The organism is Bradyrhizobium sp. SZCCT0148, from assembly GCF_018129985.1.
Taxonomy (GTDB): Bacteria; Pseudomonadota; Alphaproteobacteria; order Rhizobiales; family Xanthobacteraceae; genus Bradyrhizobium; species Bradyrhizobium japonicum_H.
Genome location: NZ_JAFCKT010000002.1, coordinates 74359 through 88526, shown reverse-complemented (window position 1 = coordinate 88526; position 14168 = coordinate 74359). Strand labels below are relative to the sequence as shown.

Annotated in this window: 15 protein-coding genes; 4 read left to right on the top strand and 11 right to left on the bottom strand. The window is 65.5% G+C overall.

Going from position 1 to position 14168, the window contains the following annotated elements; genetic code table 11:
- The first annotated feature begins 178 nt into the window (after positions 1 to 178).
- A complete protein-coding gene (locus tag JQ580_RS08815; RefSeq protein ID WP_212279408.1) occupies positions 179 to 754 on the top strand; it encodes a hypothetical protein in 576 nt (191 codons plus the stop codon).
- Between the two features lie 53 nt (positions 755 to 807).
- On the opposite strand, the gene JQ580_RS08810 is transcribed toward JQ580_RS08815, so the two are convergent.
- From JQ580_RS08810 to ffh, 7 genes are all read right to left on the bottom strand, one after another.
- The gene (locus JQ580_RS08810) at positions 808 to 1017 is read right to left on the bottom strand and encodes a hypothetical protein (RefSeq protein ID WP_212279406.1); all 210 of its coding nucleotides are present in this window, start codon (positions 1015 to 1017) and stop codon (positions 808 to 810) included.
- 93 nt (positions 1018 to 1110) lie between these two features.
- Positions 1111 to 2517, bottom strand: a complete 1407-nt coding sequence (gene leuC, locus JQ580_RS08805) for a 3-isopropylmalate dehydratase large subunit (RefSeq protein ID WP_212279404.1) — start codon at positions 2515 to 2517, stop codon at positions 1111 to 1113.
- Positions 2518 to 2839: 322 nt separating this feature from the next.
- A complete protein-coding gene (rplS, locus tag JQ580_RS08800; protein ID WP_094890672.1) occupies positions 2840 to 3220 on the bottom strand; it encodes a 50S ribosomal protein L19 in 381 nt (126 codons plus the stop codon).
- A 111-nt stretch (positions 3221 to 3331) separates the two neighbouring features.
- Positions 3332 to 4087 carry a tRNA (guanosine(37)-N1)-methyltransferase TrmD gene (gene trmD, locus JQ580_RS08795; RefSeq protein WP_212279402.1) on the bottom strand — a complete coding sequence of 252 codons (756 nt, stop codon included), beginning with the start codon at positions 4085 to 4087 and terminating at the stop codon, positions 3332 to 3334.
- Between the two features lie 109 nt (positions 4088 to 4196).
- On the bottom strand, positions 4197 to 4754 hold the full coding sequence (gene rimM, locus JQ580_RS08790) for a ribosome maturation factor RimM (RefSeq protein ID WP_212279400.1): 558 nt from the start codon (positions 4752 to 4754) through the stop codon (positions 4197 to 4199).
- An 8-nt stretch (positions 4755 to 4762) separates the two neighbouring features.
- Positions 4763 to 5095 carry a 30S ribosomal protein S16 gene (gene rpsP, locus JQ580_RS08785; protein WP_008133080.1) on the bottom strand — a complete coding sequence of 111 codons (333 nt, stop codon included), beginning with the start codon at positions 5093 to 5095 and terminating at the stop codon, positions 4763 to 4765.
- A gap of 85 nt (positions 5096 to 5180) precedes the next feature.
- Positions 5181 to 6725 (bottom strand): signal recognition particle protein, encoded by a 1545-nt coding sequence (ffh, locus tag JQ580_RS08780; RefSeq protein ID WP_106947146.1) that lies wholly within the window; start codon positions 6723 to 6725, stop codon positions 5181 to 5183.
- A gap of 314 nt (positions 6726 to 7039) precedes the next feature.
- On the opposite strand from ffh, the gene JQ580_RS08775 reads away from it, so the two are divergent.
- Positions 7040 to 8104 (top strand): MBL fold metallo-hydrolase, encoded by a 1065-nt coding sequence (locus JQ580_RS08775; RefSeq protein ID WP_212279398.1) that lies wholly within the window; start codon positions 7040 to 7042, stop codon positions 8102 to 8104.
- A gap of 181 nt (positions 8105 to 8285) precedes the next feature.
- Here JQ580_RS08775 and JQ580_RS08770 read toward each other — a convergent pair whose 3' ends face one another.
- Both JQ580_RS08770 and JQ580_RS08765 read right to left on the bottom strand, forming a co-directional pair.
- Positions 8286 to 8999 carry an SIMPL domain-containing protein gene (locus JQ580_RS08770; RefSeq protein WP_212279396.1) on the bottom strand — a complete coding sequence of 238 codons (714 nt, stop codon included), beginning with the start codon at positions 8997 to 8999 and terminating at the stop codon, positions 8286 to 8288.
- Between the two features lie 5 nt (positions 9000 to 9004).
- The gene (locus JQ580_RS08765; RefSeq protein WP_212279394.1) at positions 9005 to 9778 is read right to left on the bottom strand and encodes a GyrI-like domain-containing protein; all 774 of its coding nucleotides are present in this window, start codon (positions 9776 to 9778) and stop codon (positions 9005 to 9007) included.
- A 241-nt stretch (positions 9779 to 10019) separates the two neighbouring features.
- Between JQ580_RS08765 and dapF the strand changes: the two genes are divergently transcribed.
- Positions 10020 to 10895: a diaminopimelate epimerase gene (gene dapF / locus JQ580_RS08760; protein WP_212279392.1), complete on the top strand. Its 876-nt coding sequence runs from the start codon at positions 10020 to 10022 to the stop codon at positions 10893 to 10895.
- Positions 10895 to 12148 carry a tRNA (N(6)-L-threonylcarbamoyladenosine(37)-C(2))-methylthiotransferase MtaB gene (mtaB, locus tag JQ580_RS08755; protein WP_212279390.1) on the top strand — a complete coding sequence of 418 codons (1254 nt, stop codon included), beginning with the start codon at positions 10895 to 10897 and terminating at the stop codon, positions 12146 to 12148. The genes dapF and mtaB overlap by 1 nt, the downstream gene beginning before the upstream one ends.
- A gap of 77 nt (positions 12149 to 12225) precedes the next feature.
- Here mtaB and JQ580_RS08750 read toward each other — a convergent pair whose 3' ends face one another.
- Positions 12226 to 13335 carry a DUF2336 domain-containing protein gene (locus JQ580_RS08750; RefSeq protein ID WP_212279389.1) on the bottom strand — a complete coding sequence of 370 codons (1110 nt, stop codon included), beginning with the start codon at positions 13333 to 13335 and terminating at the stop codon, positions 12226 to 12228.
- A gap of 114 nt (positions 13336 to 13449) precedes the next feature.
- Positions 13450 to 14151: an RluA family pseudouridine synthase gene (locus JQ580_RS08745; RefSeq protein ID WP_212279387.1), complete on the bottom strand. Its 702-nt coding sequence runs from the start codon at positions 14149 to 14151 to the stop codon at positions 13450 to 13452.
- Positions 14152 to 14168: the final 17 nt, after the last annotated feature.

Here is a 14168-nt window from a genome sequence, read left to right as displayed (position 1 = left end):
TTTCAAAACTCCTCTCGTCGCGGCAGCGCGTCGCATCGCAATTGCCGGCCTCGTTCATTCATGGCGCGTTCACATCGCTGTCTGCAATTTAATCCCGGGCGCGACTGCAAATGAACAGGGATGACGCGTGCCGGGAACGAGCAACGCCACTGCGCTGTCCATATCCAGGGAGAAGTCCATGCTGAAGAGTTTGGGTCTCAGGGCAGGCCCGGTGCGCCTGTTCGGGATTGCGGCGGCCGCAACGCTGATGCTGTCGGCCGGAACCGCGCGTCGTGCTGAAGCGCTGAACTTGATCAATCCGGCGTCGTCACAAGCGGCGAAGGGTGCGAGTGAGGCTGCGAGCGACGGCCTGGTCACGCAGGTTCGCCACGGTGGCGGCGGTCATGGCGGCGGGCATTTTCACGGCGGCGGCGGTTTCCGCGGCGGCGGAGGACATATCGGCGGTTTTCGCGGCGGTGGATTCCACGGCGGCCATATCGGCGGCTTCCGCGCCGCGCCGGCCTTTCACGGCGGCGGCTATCGCTACGGCGGGCTTCACCGCTATGGCGGCGTTCACCGCTACGGCGGATTCCATCGCTACGGGATCTATCGGCCTCATCATTACGGCCACCGCCACTTCCACCGGCGCTATTATGTCGGCGGCTATTATCCCGCTTACCATCATCCGCGCCGCTGCCGGGTGATCTGGACCTATTACGGCCCGCGCCGCGTCTGCCGCTGGCATCGCTGGCACCATCCGTACAGGTATTGGTGAGCACGATCGACGTGAAAAGGGCGCCTCATCGGCGCCCTTTTTTACCTGGCCGACTAAAGCCAATCCCTCAGCTTCGACGTCGCATCTTTCCATCGCATCAAATTCTCGATCTTCCACTGCTTGAAGATCGCAGGCGGCCAGCGGCTGAGCTTCGAGGTCTCCTCGACCTCCGGCTTGGCGATGATGCGCAAGCGTGGCGCGCGTCGGTGGTGCTGGCGCGTGGCCTCGCCGATCAGATCGACATATTCAGGCTTGTTGGCCATCGGCGCGTCCTCGCGAAATCCTCGCGAGGACGAGAGTGTCAGGCGATCGTTTAACGGCGGTTTGCCGCGATCGCTACAATTGCAAGGAGTGGCTCAGCGCCAGTCCCTGACGTCGACGAAGTGACCCGCGATCGCCGCCGCTGCCGCCATCGCCGGCGACACCAGATGGGTACGGCCCTTGAAGCCCTGGCGTCCCTCGAAGTTGCGGTTCGAGGTCGAGGCGCAACGCTCTTCCGGAGCCAGCTTGTCCGGGTTCATCGCCAGGCACATCGAGCAACCCGGCTCGCGCCATTCGAAGCCGGCCTTGATGAAGATCTTGTCCAGACCTTCGGCCTCGGCCTGCTCCTTCACGAGGCCGGAGCCCGGCACGACCATGGCGTTGACATGCGCTGAAACGGACTTGCCTTCGGCGATCTTCGCAGCCGCGCGCAGATCCTCGATGCGGCCGTTGGTGCAAGAGCCGATGAAGATGCGGTCGACCTTGATGTCGGTGATCTTGGTTCCCGCGGTCAGGCCCATGTACTTCAACGCGCGATGCTTGGAGAGGCGCTTGGCCTCGTCCGCGATCTTGTCGGGGTCCGGAACGAAACCTGTCACGGAGATCACGTCCTCAGGCGAAGTGCCCCAGGTCACGATCGGCGGCAGCTTGGCCGCATCGAGGCGCAGTTCGTTGTCGAAATGCGCGCCGTCGTCGGAGCGCAATTTCTCCCAGTAGCGCATCGCCGCATCCCAGTCCGCGCCCTTGGGTGCCTTGGGGCGGCCACGCAGGAAGTCGAACGCCTTCTGGTCCGGCGCGACCAGGCCGGCGCGCGCGCCGCCTTCGATCGACATGTTGCAGACCGTCATGCGGCCTTCCATCGACAGCGCCTGGATCGCGTCGCCGGCGTATTCCAGCACGTAGCCGGTACCGCCCGCGGTGCCGATCTCGCCGATGATGGCGAGGATGATGTCCTTGCCCGTCACGCCGTCCGGCAATTTGCCGTCGACGGTGACGCGCATGTTCTTTGCCTTCTTCTGGATCAGCGTCTGCGTCGCCAGCACGTGCTCGACTTCGGAGGTGCCGATGCCGTGCGCGAGCGCGCCGAACGCGCCATGCGTCGAGGTGTGGCTGTCACCGCAGACGATGGTGGTGCCAGGCAGCGTGAAGCCCTGCTCGGGGCCAATGACGTGGACGACGCCCTGGCGCTTGTCGAACTCGTTGTAATACTCGATGCCGAATTCCTTGGCGTTCTCGGCCAGCGTCTTGATCTGCTCGATGCTTTCGGGGTCGGGATTCGGCTTGGTGCGGTCGGTGGTCGGCACGTTGTGATCGACGACGGCGAGCGTCTTCTCCGGCGCGTGGACCTTGCGGCCGGTCATGCGCAGGCCTTCGAACGCCTGCGGCGAGGTCACCTCGTGCACCAGATGGCGGTCGATGTAGAGCAGGCAGGTGCCGTCGTCGGCCTCGTGCACCAGATGGTCGTTCCAGATCTTGTCGTACAATGTGGTCGGCTTGGACATGAGCTCGAGCTCCGGGAATGTGTGTCAGCGAAGAGCGCAGGTGGCGCGCGGGGCAACAAAATCGTCAGCGCAGCTTTTAGGCTGCGCGCGTAAGCTCTGACGTTGCCGAGGTCGCGAAGCGTCCGAAGAACCGGCCGGGCAGCCGCGAGCGATCGTCGATGACGACGCGCTTGACGGGCTCCATGCTGGTCTGATCTGGAAACATTCTACGAATATATAGCAGGCCGAACCGGAATCGCGAGGGCTTTGACGCGCACGGCTGTCGCAACAAAAAAGCGCGGGGTTTTGCCCCGCGCCTTTGGAAACTCGATTGTAGCGGAGCTTACTCGTTCACGGCCTTGGCGTGCTCCGTCTTCTCGACGATACGAGCCGACTTGCCGCGCAGCTGGCGCAGGTAATAAAGCTTGGCGCGACGTACCTTGCCGCGGCGCACCACCTTGATCGAGTCGATCATCGGCGACATCACCGGGAACACGCGCTCGACTCCTTCGCCGTAGGAGATCTTGCGGACGGTGAAGCTCTCGTTGAGGCCACCGCCGGAACGGCCGATGCAGACGCCTTCATAGGCCTGCACGCGGGTGCGGTCGCCTTCGACGACCTTCACGTTGACGATCACGGTGTCGCCGGGACCGAACTCCGGAATGTCCTTGCCGGCGGACAGCTTGTCGAACTGCTCTTTTTCGAGCTGTTGGATCAGGTTCATGGGGTAAATCTCCATCGGCGCGCCCAGCCGCGAGACACGGGGGCTGCGCGAAATTCGTCGATCCAGCTATTGCGGATGTGGCCGCTCCTATAAGGCAAGCCGGAGCGTTTGTCACCCGTCTGTCTTGTTTTTTGGCGTTTTTTGGCGTCCGGCCCGATTCGGGGCCTTTGCCGGGATCCGGGCCCACAAATCGGGCCGCCGGGCTGCCGTCAGCGCCTCGGATTGCGCCCGCCGCCAGGCCGCGACCTTGGCGTGGTCGCCCGAAGTCAGGACCTCCGGGATCGGGGCCCCCTCGAACAGCTGCGGGCGGGTGTATTGAGGGTATTCGAGCAGGCCGTCGGAGAAGCTTTCCTCGGTTCCCGAAGCTTCCTTGCCCATCACCCCCGGCAACAGCCGCACGCAGGCGTCGATCAGGGCCAGAGCTGCGATCTCGCCCCCGGACAGCACGTAATCGCCGATCGAGACCTCCTCGAGGCCCCGCGCGTCGATCACCCGCTGGTCGATCCCCTCGAACCGGCCGCAGACGATCAGCGGGCCTGGACCCTTGGCCAGCTCTGTGACGCGAGCCTGGGTCAATGGCCGACCCCGGGGGCTCATCAGCAGCCGCGGCCGCTGAGGGCCGATCTCCGCGGCATCGATGGCCGCCGCCAGAATATCTGCCCGCAGCACCATGCCCGGGCCGCCACCGGCCGGAGTGTCGTCGACGCTGCGATGGCGATCGGTTGCGGACGACCTGATGTCCCGCGCCTCGATCTCCCAGAGCCCGGACGCCAGCGCCCGGCCGGCCAGGCTCACGCCGAGCGGCCCCGGAAACATCTCCGGGAACAGCGTCAGCACCGTCGCGCGCCAAGGTGTGCGATTGGTCATTGGATCTCAGGTCTCGTCGTCCGGGGCGCGGAGCGAGCCGGCCCATAACCACCGCACTTGGTCTCGCGATGGCTGGAGCGATCAGCTTAGCCAAAATTGCAGTCGGTGGTTACGGCTCCCCGCTGTCGCGGGGACGACTTTGGGAGAGCGCTTCGCCACGATCCTCGCCCTCGACTTCCTGCGGCCGCGCGATCACGACGCGGCCGCCGGCAATATCGACCTCGGGCACCACGGCGTTCGTGAACGGCAGCAATAGCGTCGCGCCTTTGGGCGGCGCGATCTCGATGATGTCGCCAGCGCCGAAATTATGGATCGCGAGCACGCGGCCGAGCGCATCGCCTTCCACGGTGACGGCGGCGAGCCCGATCAGATCGGTGTGGTAATATTCGTCATCGTCGGTCGCGGGCAGTTTTTCGCGCGCGACGTAGAGCTCGATGCCGTTGAGGCGTTCGGCCTCCTCGCGGGTCGTGACGCCCTTGAACGTCGCGACCAGATGATCCCTGGCTTCGCGCGCCGTTGCGACCTCGAACTGGCGCTTGCCGTCCTTGGACAGCAACGGACCATAGCGCTTCACGGCAAAGGGATCTTCGGTGAAGGTCCACAATTTGACCGCACCGCGCACCCCATGCGCGGCGCCGATCCGCGCGACGCAGACCAGCGCCGACATGATCTAGCTTAGCCCTTCGCGGCGGCTTCGGCCTGCGCCTTGCGCTCCTTGCGCGGCACGGCCTTCTCGGGGTTGTTGCGTGCTTCGCGCTTCTTGACGCCGGCGGCATCGAGGAAACGCGCGACGCGGTCGGACGGCTGTGCGCCCTTGGCGAGCCAGGCCTTCACCTTGTCCATGTCGAGCTTCAGCCGGGTCTCGTTGTCCTTCGGCAGCAGCGGGTTGAAATAGCCGAGACGCTCGATGAAGCGGCCATCGCGGGGAAAGCGCGAATCGGCGACGACGACGTGATAGACGGGACGCTTCTTGGTGCCTGCGCGGGCGAGGCGGATGACGACGGACATTCAGTTCTCCTTCAAAGTACGTTTTGTTCGGTTGATTGGTATTTTCGCGGCGCGCGGGGCACTTGCGACCCGTGCGACGAATTCCTCATTTCTTCTTGCCCGGGAAACCGCCGAGGCCCGGCAGCATCGGCTTGCCGCTCAGCCCGGTGAGCCCCGGAACGTTCGGCAGCCCCTGGCGTAGGCCGGCCGGCAAATCCTTCGGCAGATTCGGCAGGCCACCGCCGCCGCTCTGCATCTTCTCCTGCAGCGCTTTCATCTCTTCCGGCGAGGGCGGCTTCATGCCGCCGCCAAAGCCCATGGCCTGTGCGATGCCGGCGAGCGGGCCGCGCTTTCCCGAGCCCATCGCCTTCATCACGTCGGCCATGTTCCGGTGCATCTTGAGCAGCTTGTTGACCTGCTCGACGCTCTGGCCGCTGCCTGCGGCGATGCGCTTCTTGCGGCTCGCCTTGAGCAGATCGGGATGACGGCGCTCGTCGCGCGTCATGGAATCGATCACCGCGACCTGGCGCTTCAGAATCTTGTCGTCGATGCCGGCGGCGGCGATCTGGTTCTTCATCTTGGAGATGCCGGGCATCATGCCCATCAGCCCGCTGATGCCGCCCATGCTGGCCATCTGCAGCAGTTGCTCGCGCATGTCGTTGAGGTCGAACTGACCCTTGCGCATGCGCTCGGCGGTGCGGGCGGCCTTCTCGGCGTCGATGTTGGCGGCGGCGCGCTCGACCAGCGAGACCACGTCGCCCATGCCGAGGATGCGGCCGGCGATACGGTCGGGATGGAAATCTTCCAGGGCGTCCGTCTTTTCACCGGTGCCGATCAGCTTGATCGGCTTGCCGGTGACCGCGCGCATCGACAGCGCAGCACCGCCGCGGCCGTCGCCGTCGACACGGGTCAGCACGATGCCGGTGAGACCGACGCGCTGGTCGAAGGCGCGCGCGAGGTTCACGGCGTCCTGACCGGTGAGCGAGTCCGCAACCAGCAGCACTTCATGCGGGTTCGCCGCCGCTTTGATCGCGGCCGCCTCCGCCATCATGTCTTCGTCGAGCGTGGTGCGGCCGGCGGTGTCGAGCAGCACGACGTCGTAACCGCCGAGCTTGCCGGCTTCCATCGCGCGCTTGGCGATCTGCGGCGGCTGCTGTCCCGCGACGATCGGAAGCGTCGGAATGTCGAGGTCGCGACCGAGCACGGCGAGTTGCTCCATCGCCGCCGGACGGTAGACGTCCAGCGAGGCCATCAGCACCTTGCGCTTGTCGCGCTGGACCAGACGGCGCGCGAGCTTCGCCGTGGTGGTCGTCTTGCCCGAGCCTTGCAGGCCGACCATCATGATCGGCACCGGGGGCACGGAATTGACGTCGATGGTCTGGCTCTCGGCGCCGAGCGTGTTGATCAGCTCGTCATGGACGATCTTGACCACCATCTGGCCGGGGGTCACCGACTTGACGACGGTGGCGCCGATCGCCTGCTCGCGGACGCGCTCGGTGAAGCTGCGGACCACTTCGAGCGCGACGTCGGCTTCCAGCAGCGCGCGGCGCACTTCGCGCATCGCGGCGTCGACGTCCTTTTCGGTCAGCGCACCGCGCCCCGTCAGACGATCGAGAATGCCACCAAGCCGTTCCGACAGATTGTCGAACAATGAAATCGTCCTTGTCCTGCTCGCCAGAATGGCGATCTTCCAAACACCTTTACGCCCGAGGGCGCATCGCGCTGTCGGGCGTTGACCTCCGGCCTCCAGGGCCAGTCGGCGGGTCGAAAAGAAAGCCTTTCCGAGAAAGTGGCGGGGTTAAACGCCGCTCCCGGCCAAAAGTCAAGGAAAGTTAGGGTGCCGGAGCGGCCGTGCCAAGGTAAGGTCTTGAAAAGAGGACTCTTTTGCCGGCGGTTCTTTTTCTGGTGGCTCCTCCCATATAAGAGGTGATGACTTACCTTTCCCGCCAGCCCTGAAGCCCGCCTGTGCCGGTCACCCGCCGTCGCGTTTTCGGACTGCTTGCCGGGGCTGGCGCGCTGGCCGGTATCCCCTCCCTCTGGATGTCCCGCATGAAAACCTATGACGGCCCGGTCTCCGACCATTTCGACGGCCTGACCTTCTTCGATCCGGACGGTGCGCCGCCGAAATCGCTCCGCGAGGTGCTGCGCTGGCAGTTCGGCGGCAAGCGGCAGCGGGCGAAATGGCCCGACTGGGCGCCCAGCCCGCATGCCGACACCCCACCCGCCCGTGTCGATGGCGCCAAGGTGCGGCTGTCTTTCGTCGGCCATGCCAGCTGGCTGATCCAGACCGGCGGGCTCAACATCCTGGTCGACCCCGTCTGGTCGGAGCGGGTTTCGCCGGTCAGCTTTGCCGGGCCGAAGCGGCACAATGATCCCGGCATCGCTTTCGAGAAACTGCCGCAGATCGACGTCGTGCTGGTCTCGCACGGCCATTACGATCATCTCGACATCGCGACGCTGTCGCGGCTCACCAAGAACTTTGCCCCGCGCGTGGTGACCCCGCTCGGCAACGACGTGACGATGCGCAGCTGGGATTCCACGATCAAGGCGGAAGCGTTCGACTGGCACGACCGCGTCGAGCTCGGCGGCGGCATCGCGGTGCATCTGGTGCCGACCCGGCATTGGACCGCACGCGGCGTGTTCGATCGCAACAAGGCGCTGTGGGCGAGCTTCGTGCTGGAGACCCCTGCGGGCAAAATCTACGTCGTCTGCGATTCCGGCTACGGCGACGGCCGGCATTTCCGCCGCGTCGCCGAACGGCACGGCAAGCTGCGGCTGGCGATCCTTCCAATCGGCGCCTACGAGCCACGCTGGTTCATGCGCGACCAGCACATGAACCCGGCAGACGCAGTGAAGGCGCTGGCCGATTGCGGCGCCGAGGCTGCGCTCGGGCATCATCACGGCACGTTCCAGCTCACCGACGAAGCGATCGACGCGCCGGCCAAGGCACTGATGGAAGCGCTCGACGCGGCGGAGATTTCGCAGGAGCGGTTCGTGGCGATGAAGCCCGGGCAGGTCGTGGAGATTTAGCTCTCTCCGCTCACACCGCTCTTGCCCCGCACGCAGCGTCTCCCCGGCGATGCAAAGCATCGTCCGGTGCGACGGTGCGCTGCAGAGCCGGGCCCATGTCGCCGTAGCGTATCGTATTGCCGGCCGGATCCCGGCTCTGCGCAGCAGTGTTACACGCTGCCGCGCGTCCGGGACACGAGACCTATTGATCTTTCGGCTTGATCGCCCAGCTCACATTCACCGTCACCGAGAGCGTTTCCTCGCCCGGCGCAACTGCGGCTGGCGCCATTTGCGGCGTCGCCATCCGCGCCTTGAACAGCGGCACCGGAGCGCCGCCTTCGGACACGCTCAGCGGAGCGCCGAGCGTCACGCCGGTCGCCTTGGCGTAGATCTCGGCCTTGCGACGCGCGTCGGCGATCGCCTGCTCACGGGCATCGTCGAGCAGCTTTGAGGCCTGCGTCACCTCGAAGGAGATGTTGCCGATATCGTTCGCGCCGGCGCCGACCAGCGTGTCGATGATGCCGGCAACCTTGGTCACGTCGCGAATCTTTACCGTGACGCGGTTCGAGGCGCGGAAGCCCACCACTGGGGAAGCGCCGGTGGATTTGTTCTGGCCGTATTGCGGCTGCAGCGACAGCCGCGAGGTCTGGTAATCCTTCTCGGCAATGCCGGCGCCCTTCAGCGCCAGCAGCACCTTGCCCATCGCGGCGTTGTTGGCATCGGAGGCTTCCTTCGCTGTCTTGGCGTCGCTGGCGACGCCGGCGTCGATCTGGGCGAGATCGGGCGCCGCGGACATATTGGCTTCGCCGCTCACCGTAATGGCGGAGACCACGTCGTCGGCAAGGGCGGACGTTGCCGGCAGCGTGGCGGCGAGAACGGTGAAAAGGGAGGCAACAAGTACGGCGGGCTTCTGCATCTGTCTCACTTCAGCGGTACGAAAACGTTGATCACGAGCTTGTCCTCGGCCGTCTTCAGGGGATCGGTGAGGTATTCCTCGATGAAGGTGTCCTTGGCTTCCAGCCTCTTGTCGTCGAGGTGATTGGTGATCGCCTCGTAGGTGTTGTCCATGTTGTCGTAGGAACCGCGATGGACGAATTTCAGCACCTTGCCCTCCGGCGACTTGCCGATGCTCATATCCTTGGACAGGTTCTTGGGATCCTGCTCAACCGGGATCTCGGCAAGGAAGGTGAAGCCGGTGTCGTCGGTCGAGGTGTAGACGATCATCGCATTGCCGGCGGGCTTGATGCCCTGCTTGTCCAGCAGCGTGTTCAGCGCCTTGAAGGCATCGATCAGCGTGTCGAAGGCCGAGTCCCAATTGGCAGTGCCCTTGACCATCACGACCTTCTTGGCCTCGAGCGTGGTCTCCAGGCCGAACGGATCGGCGGTCTGCACCGGGGCAGGGGTAGCGGCCGCAGCCGGTGGCGGCGCCGTCGGGCTGGGTGAGGCACTGGCTGCGGGCGAGGGCGAACTTGTCGGGGCCGGCGACGCGCTGGCGGCAGGCGACGGCGCGGGTGCGGGCGCTGGGGCAGGCGAAGCGCTCGCGGCCGGGGCGGGAGACGCCGACGGGGCGGGCGAGGGACTTGCCGAGGCGGCCGGTGCCGGGCTGGGGGTTTGCGCCAGAACCGAGGGCAGACCAAGCGACAAGGCCGCGGCCGGGATCAGCGCGGCCAGAACAAGACGACGAAACCTGATCATTTTCATTCTCCCCTAAGGCCTTAACGAAGGCCCTTCATCGGCAAGACCTTGCCCACCAAGGCCTAATCCGGCTTGAGCCCGTCTGCGCATCCCGGTTCGCCGCGAGCTGCGCCGTTGTAACACGCGAGCGCGGAATACGTCTCATGACAGATGCGTCATGCGGACCTCGACCACCGACCGCAAATCACTGGCCAAGCCGCCAAGGATCGCCATATAAGGCAGGCGAAATTCGGGAATTTTCATGAGCGCGCTGGCCAACCACGCATTTGCCAAGATGAACGGCATCGGCAACGAGATTGTCGTTGTCGACATGCGCGATTCCGCAGAGAAGGTGACGCCGGACGACGCCCGCGCGGTGGCGTCGGCACATGGCGGCGTGGCTTACGACCAGCTCATGGTTCTGTCGAGGCCGCGGTTCGATGGCACCGAGGCTTTCATCAGTATCTACAACAATGACGGCTCGGAGGCCGGCGCCTGCGGCAACGGCATGCGCTGTGTGGTGCGGCGCATCTTCGAGAAGACCGGGCAGACCTCTGCGACGTTCGAGACCGCGGCCGGCTTGCTCAATGCCTGGCAGGGCCCGGCGCCGGATCTCTACACCGTCGACATGGGTGCGCCGAAGTTCGGCTGGCAGGAGATTCCGCTGGCGGAAGAGTTTCGCGACACCCGCTACATCGAATTGCAGATCGGGCCGATCGACAATCCGATCCTGCATTCGCCCTCGGTGGTGAGCATGGGCAATCCGCATGCGATCTTCTGGGTCGAGGACGTCAACGCCTATGATCTCGAGCGGTTCGGTCCCCTGCTCGAGAACCACCCGATCTTTCCCGAGCGCGCCAACATCACACTCGCCCATATCGTCGATGACAAGCACATCACGATCCGCACCTGGGAGCGCGGCGCCGGGCTGACCAAAGCCTGCGGTTCGGCGGCCTGCGCGACTGCGGTTGCCGCCGCGCGGCTGAAGCGCGCCGAACGCAATGTCGAAATCACGCTGCCCGGCGGCAAGCTCGGCATCGAATGGCGCGAGCGCGACGACCACGTGCTGATGACGGGCACGGCGACCTTCGAATATGAGAGCCGATTCGATCCGGCGCTGTTCGCGCCGGCGGTCTGATGGCGGTCGACGTCGTCACCTTCGGCTGCCGCCTCAATGCGTTCGAGGCCGAGGTGATCCGCCGCGAGGCGGAAGCTGCGGGGCTCGAGGACACCATCGTCATCAACAGCTGCGCCGTCACCAACGAGGCGGTGGCGCAGGCGCGGCAATCGATCCGCAGATTGAAGCGCGAGCGGCCCGAGGCCCGCATCGTCGTGACAGGTTGCGCGGCGCAGACGCAAAGCGGCATGTTTGCCGAGATGCGCGAAGTCGACCGCGTCGTCGGCAATGACGACAAGATGCGATCATCCGCGTGGCGCGAGACACGCAGCGCTTTCGATCTCGACGCCGGCGAGAAGATCGCCGTCAGCGATATCATGGCTGTCAGGGAGATGGCGCCGCATCTCATCGACGGTTTTGCGAGTGGCCTGCCGCGCGTGTTCGTGCAGGTGCAGAACGGCTGCGACCATCGCTGCACCTTCTGCATCATCCCGTTCGGCCGCGGCAATTCGCGCTCGGTGCCGATGGGTGCGGTGGTCGAACAGGTGCGGACGCTGGCCGAACGCGGCCATGCCGAGATCGTGCTGACCGGCGTCGACCTCACCAGCTACGGCACCGATCTGCCGGGCGCGCTGAAGCTCGGCATGCTGACGAAGCAGATCCTGCGACACGTGCCGGAGCTGAGGCGCCTGCGCATCTCCTCGATCGATTCGATCGAGGCGGATGCCGATCTGCTCGATGTCATTGCCGGCGATGCGCGGCTGATGCCGCATCTGCACCTGTCGCTGCAGTCCGGCGACGACATGATCCTGAAGCGCATGAAACGCCGGCATTCGCGGCAGGACGCGATCGCGTTCTGCGAGCAGGTCCGCCGCCTGCGTCCCGATATCGCGTTCGGCGCCGACATCATTGCAGGCTTCCCGACAGAGACGGAGGAGATGTTTTCACGCTCGCTCGATCTGGTCGAGCAATGCGACCTGACCTTCCTGCACGTCTTCCCCTATTCGCCCCGCCCCGGCACGCCGGCCGCGCGGATGCCGCAGGTCGCAGGCGGTGCGATCAAGGAACGCGCGAAGCGGCTGAGGGCGGCGGGCGAAGCGGCGCTGCGCAAGCGCCTCCAAGCCGAGATCGGCGCGACGCGTGACGTGCTGATCGAGAATGATGGACAGGGGCGCACGGAGCATTATCTGCCGGTGGCGATCGCGGGCGGTCGTGTGGGAAGCGTGGTGCCGCTCCGGATCGCCGGCAGTGACGGCGAGCGGCTGACCACATAGTCGGTGCCGTCGCGCGGCTTGACCGGCGACCTCGTAGGCTACGGCTTCCCCGTGTTTCTTGGACGAATAGCGCGGCGCTACGACGCCCTGACCTGCCAGAACCGCAGCGTCCGCCTGGCATTCTCCGCCGCTATCCGGGCGTAATTCCCCTGCGCTCTTGCAAGGTCCGCCGGCTTCATCGCACCCGTCGCAAAGCGGCATTCGAGCACTGCGGACGTGGTTTCCCAGCTGAGCTGCGCCGCCTTGCACGGCACCAGCAGGCCGTCCTCGCGCAGGCTCTGCATCAGCGGGCGAATCACCTCGACGGTCGATCCGGACAGCGCGGCGAGCGCCGCGGCGGTTTCCTCATAGCGCCGCTGCTTGGCAAAACCCAGCAGCGCCGTCTCGTTGAGTTGGCCGGTCGCCTTGAGCACTGCAATTGCGCGTTTGGCGCCTTCGAAATCGCGGACGGCGGACATCTCGCGATCGACACCGACGGTGACGGCCGCGATCGCGCCCTGGATTTCCTCGAACAGATGCGGCGGCGCGCGCGACAGCAGGCGGGCGCGTACGGCCTCGCTGGCCGAGCGCAATAACCGGCGGCGCAGTTCCGACGGCAGGTCGACGCGGACGCCGACGCTGACGGCAAGTTCGGGATCCGCCTCGGCCTGCCCGACCATGGCTGCAAATCCGTATCCGGAGACGCGCGCGCCGGGATTTGCGGCGAGCCGGCGGCTGACGCTGGGAAAGCGGCGTGCCAGAAGTGCGTCGGTGACGATCTCCTTCAACCACCAGCGGCCGGCGATCGCGAGCAGATGTGGCTCGCCTTTGGATGATGCGATCTTCACCAACTCGCCGTCGTCGAGGCGGGCGGACTCCTGCAGCACGGGACCTGCGATGCGGATCTCGTCATTGCTGGCGAGGCGGCGGATCACGGAGGGCGGCGCCTGCGCGACCGGCGCCAGCTGCGCGCTGATCTCGGCGAGCGCAATGCGTGCGTCCATGTCGGCAAGTGCCCGCAGCTCGATCGTGCCGATCAGGCGCTCGAGCACGTCGTCGAACAGCGCGATTTGCTCATCGTCAAAACTGCCGGCGGAGGAAAGGAACAGGTCGGTGACGCGACGGGCCGTTTCCAGGCCCTTTTCCGCCGAGCCGAGCCGAATCGCGGATTCGACTTCGTCGATGATCGATAGCCCGGCCGTGGACATGACGCGCAGCTCGTCCTGAGCAGATTGACGGAAGCTTGTTCTAAGCAACCGCTATCATGAGGGACGAGCACTGAACGTTTCGTAAACCAAGTCTCCGGGCGAACACGGGCGCGGTTACTCCCCATTCCACCCGCAAGCCCTCAGTTTCTCGTGCATATGCGGCGGGGCGGGCGCCACGACGCGGACCGGCTCCTTGTTCCGCGAGATCGGCACCACGATCTCGCGGGAATGCAGATGCAGCTTTGGCTCACCGAAACGCGGGCCGTTGCCATAAATGTTGTCGCCGAAGATCGGCCAGCCGGTCGCCGACGAATGCACGCGCAATTGATGGGTCCGCCCGGTCACCGGTTCCATGGCGAGCCAGGTGAAGCCGTCGCCCCGGCCCATCACTTTCCAATTGGTGATCGCCTTCTGTCCCTCGGGATCGGGCTTCTGCCACCAGCCGCGTTCGGCGTTGAGCCGGCCCAGTGGCATGTCGATGGTGCCCTCGTCCTCGGCAGGGCCGCCCTCGACCACGGTCCAATAGGTCTTGCCGATCTTGCCGTGCTTGAACAGGAGGCCGAGCGAGGCCGTTGCCTTGCGATGGCGGCCAAGCACGAGGCAGCCGGAGGTGTCCTTGTCCAAGCGGTGAGCCAGCACCGGCGGCCGCGGCAGGCCGAAACAGAGCGCGTCGAACGAGGCCTCCAGATTGGCGCCGCCCTTGGGGCCGCGATGCACGGGAAGCCCGGCCGGCTTGTCGATGATCAGCATCAGCCCGTCGCGATGGAGCACGCGGGCCAGGATTTCATCGGCGGTCAATTGGGGAACATCGAGCAATCGCAGGACTTTCGGTC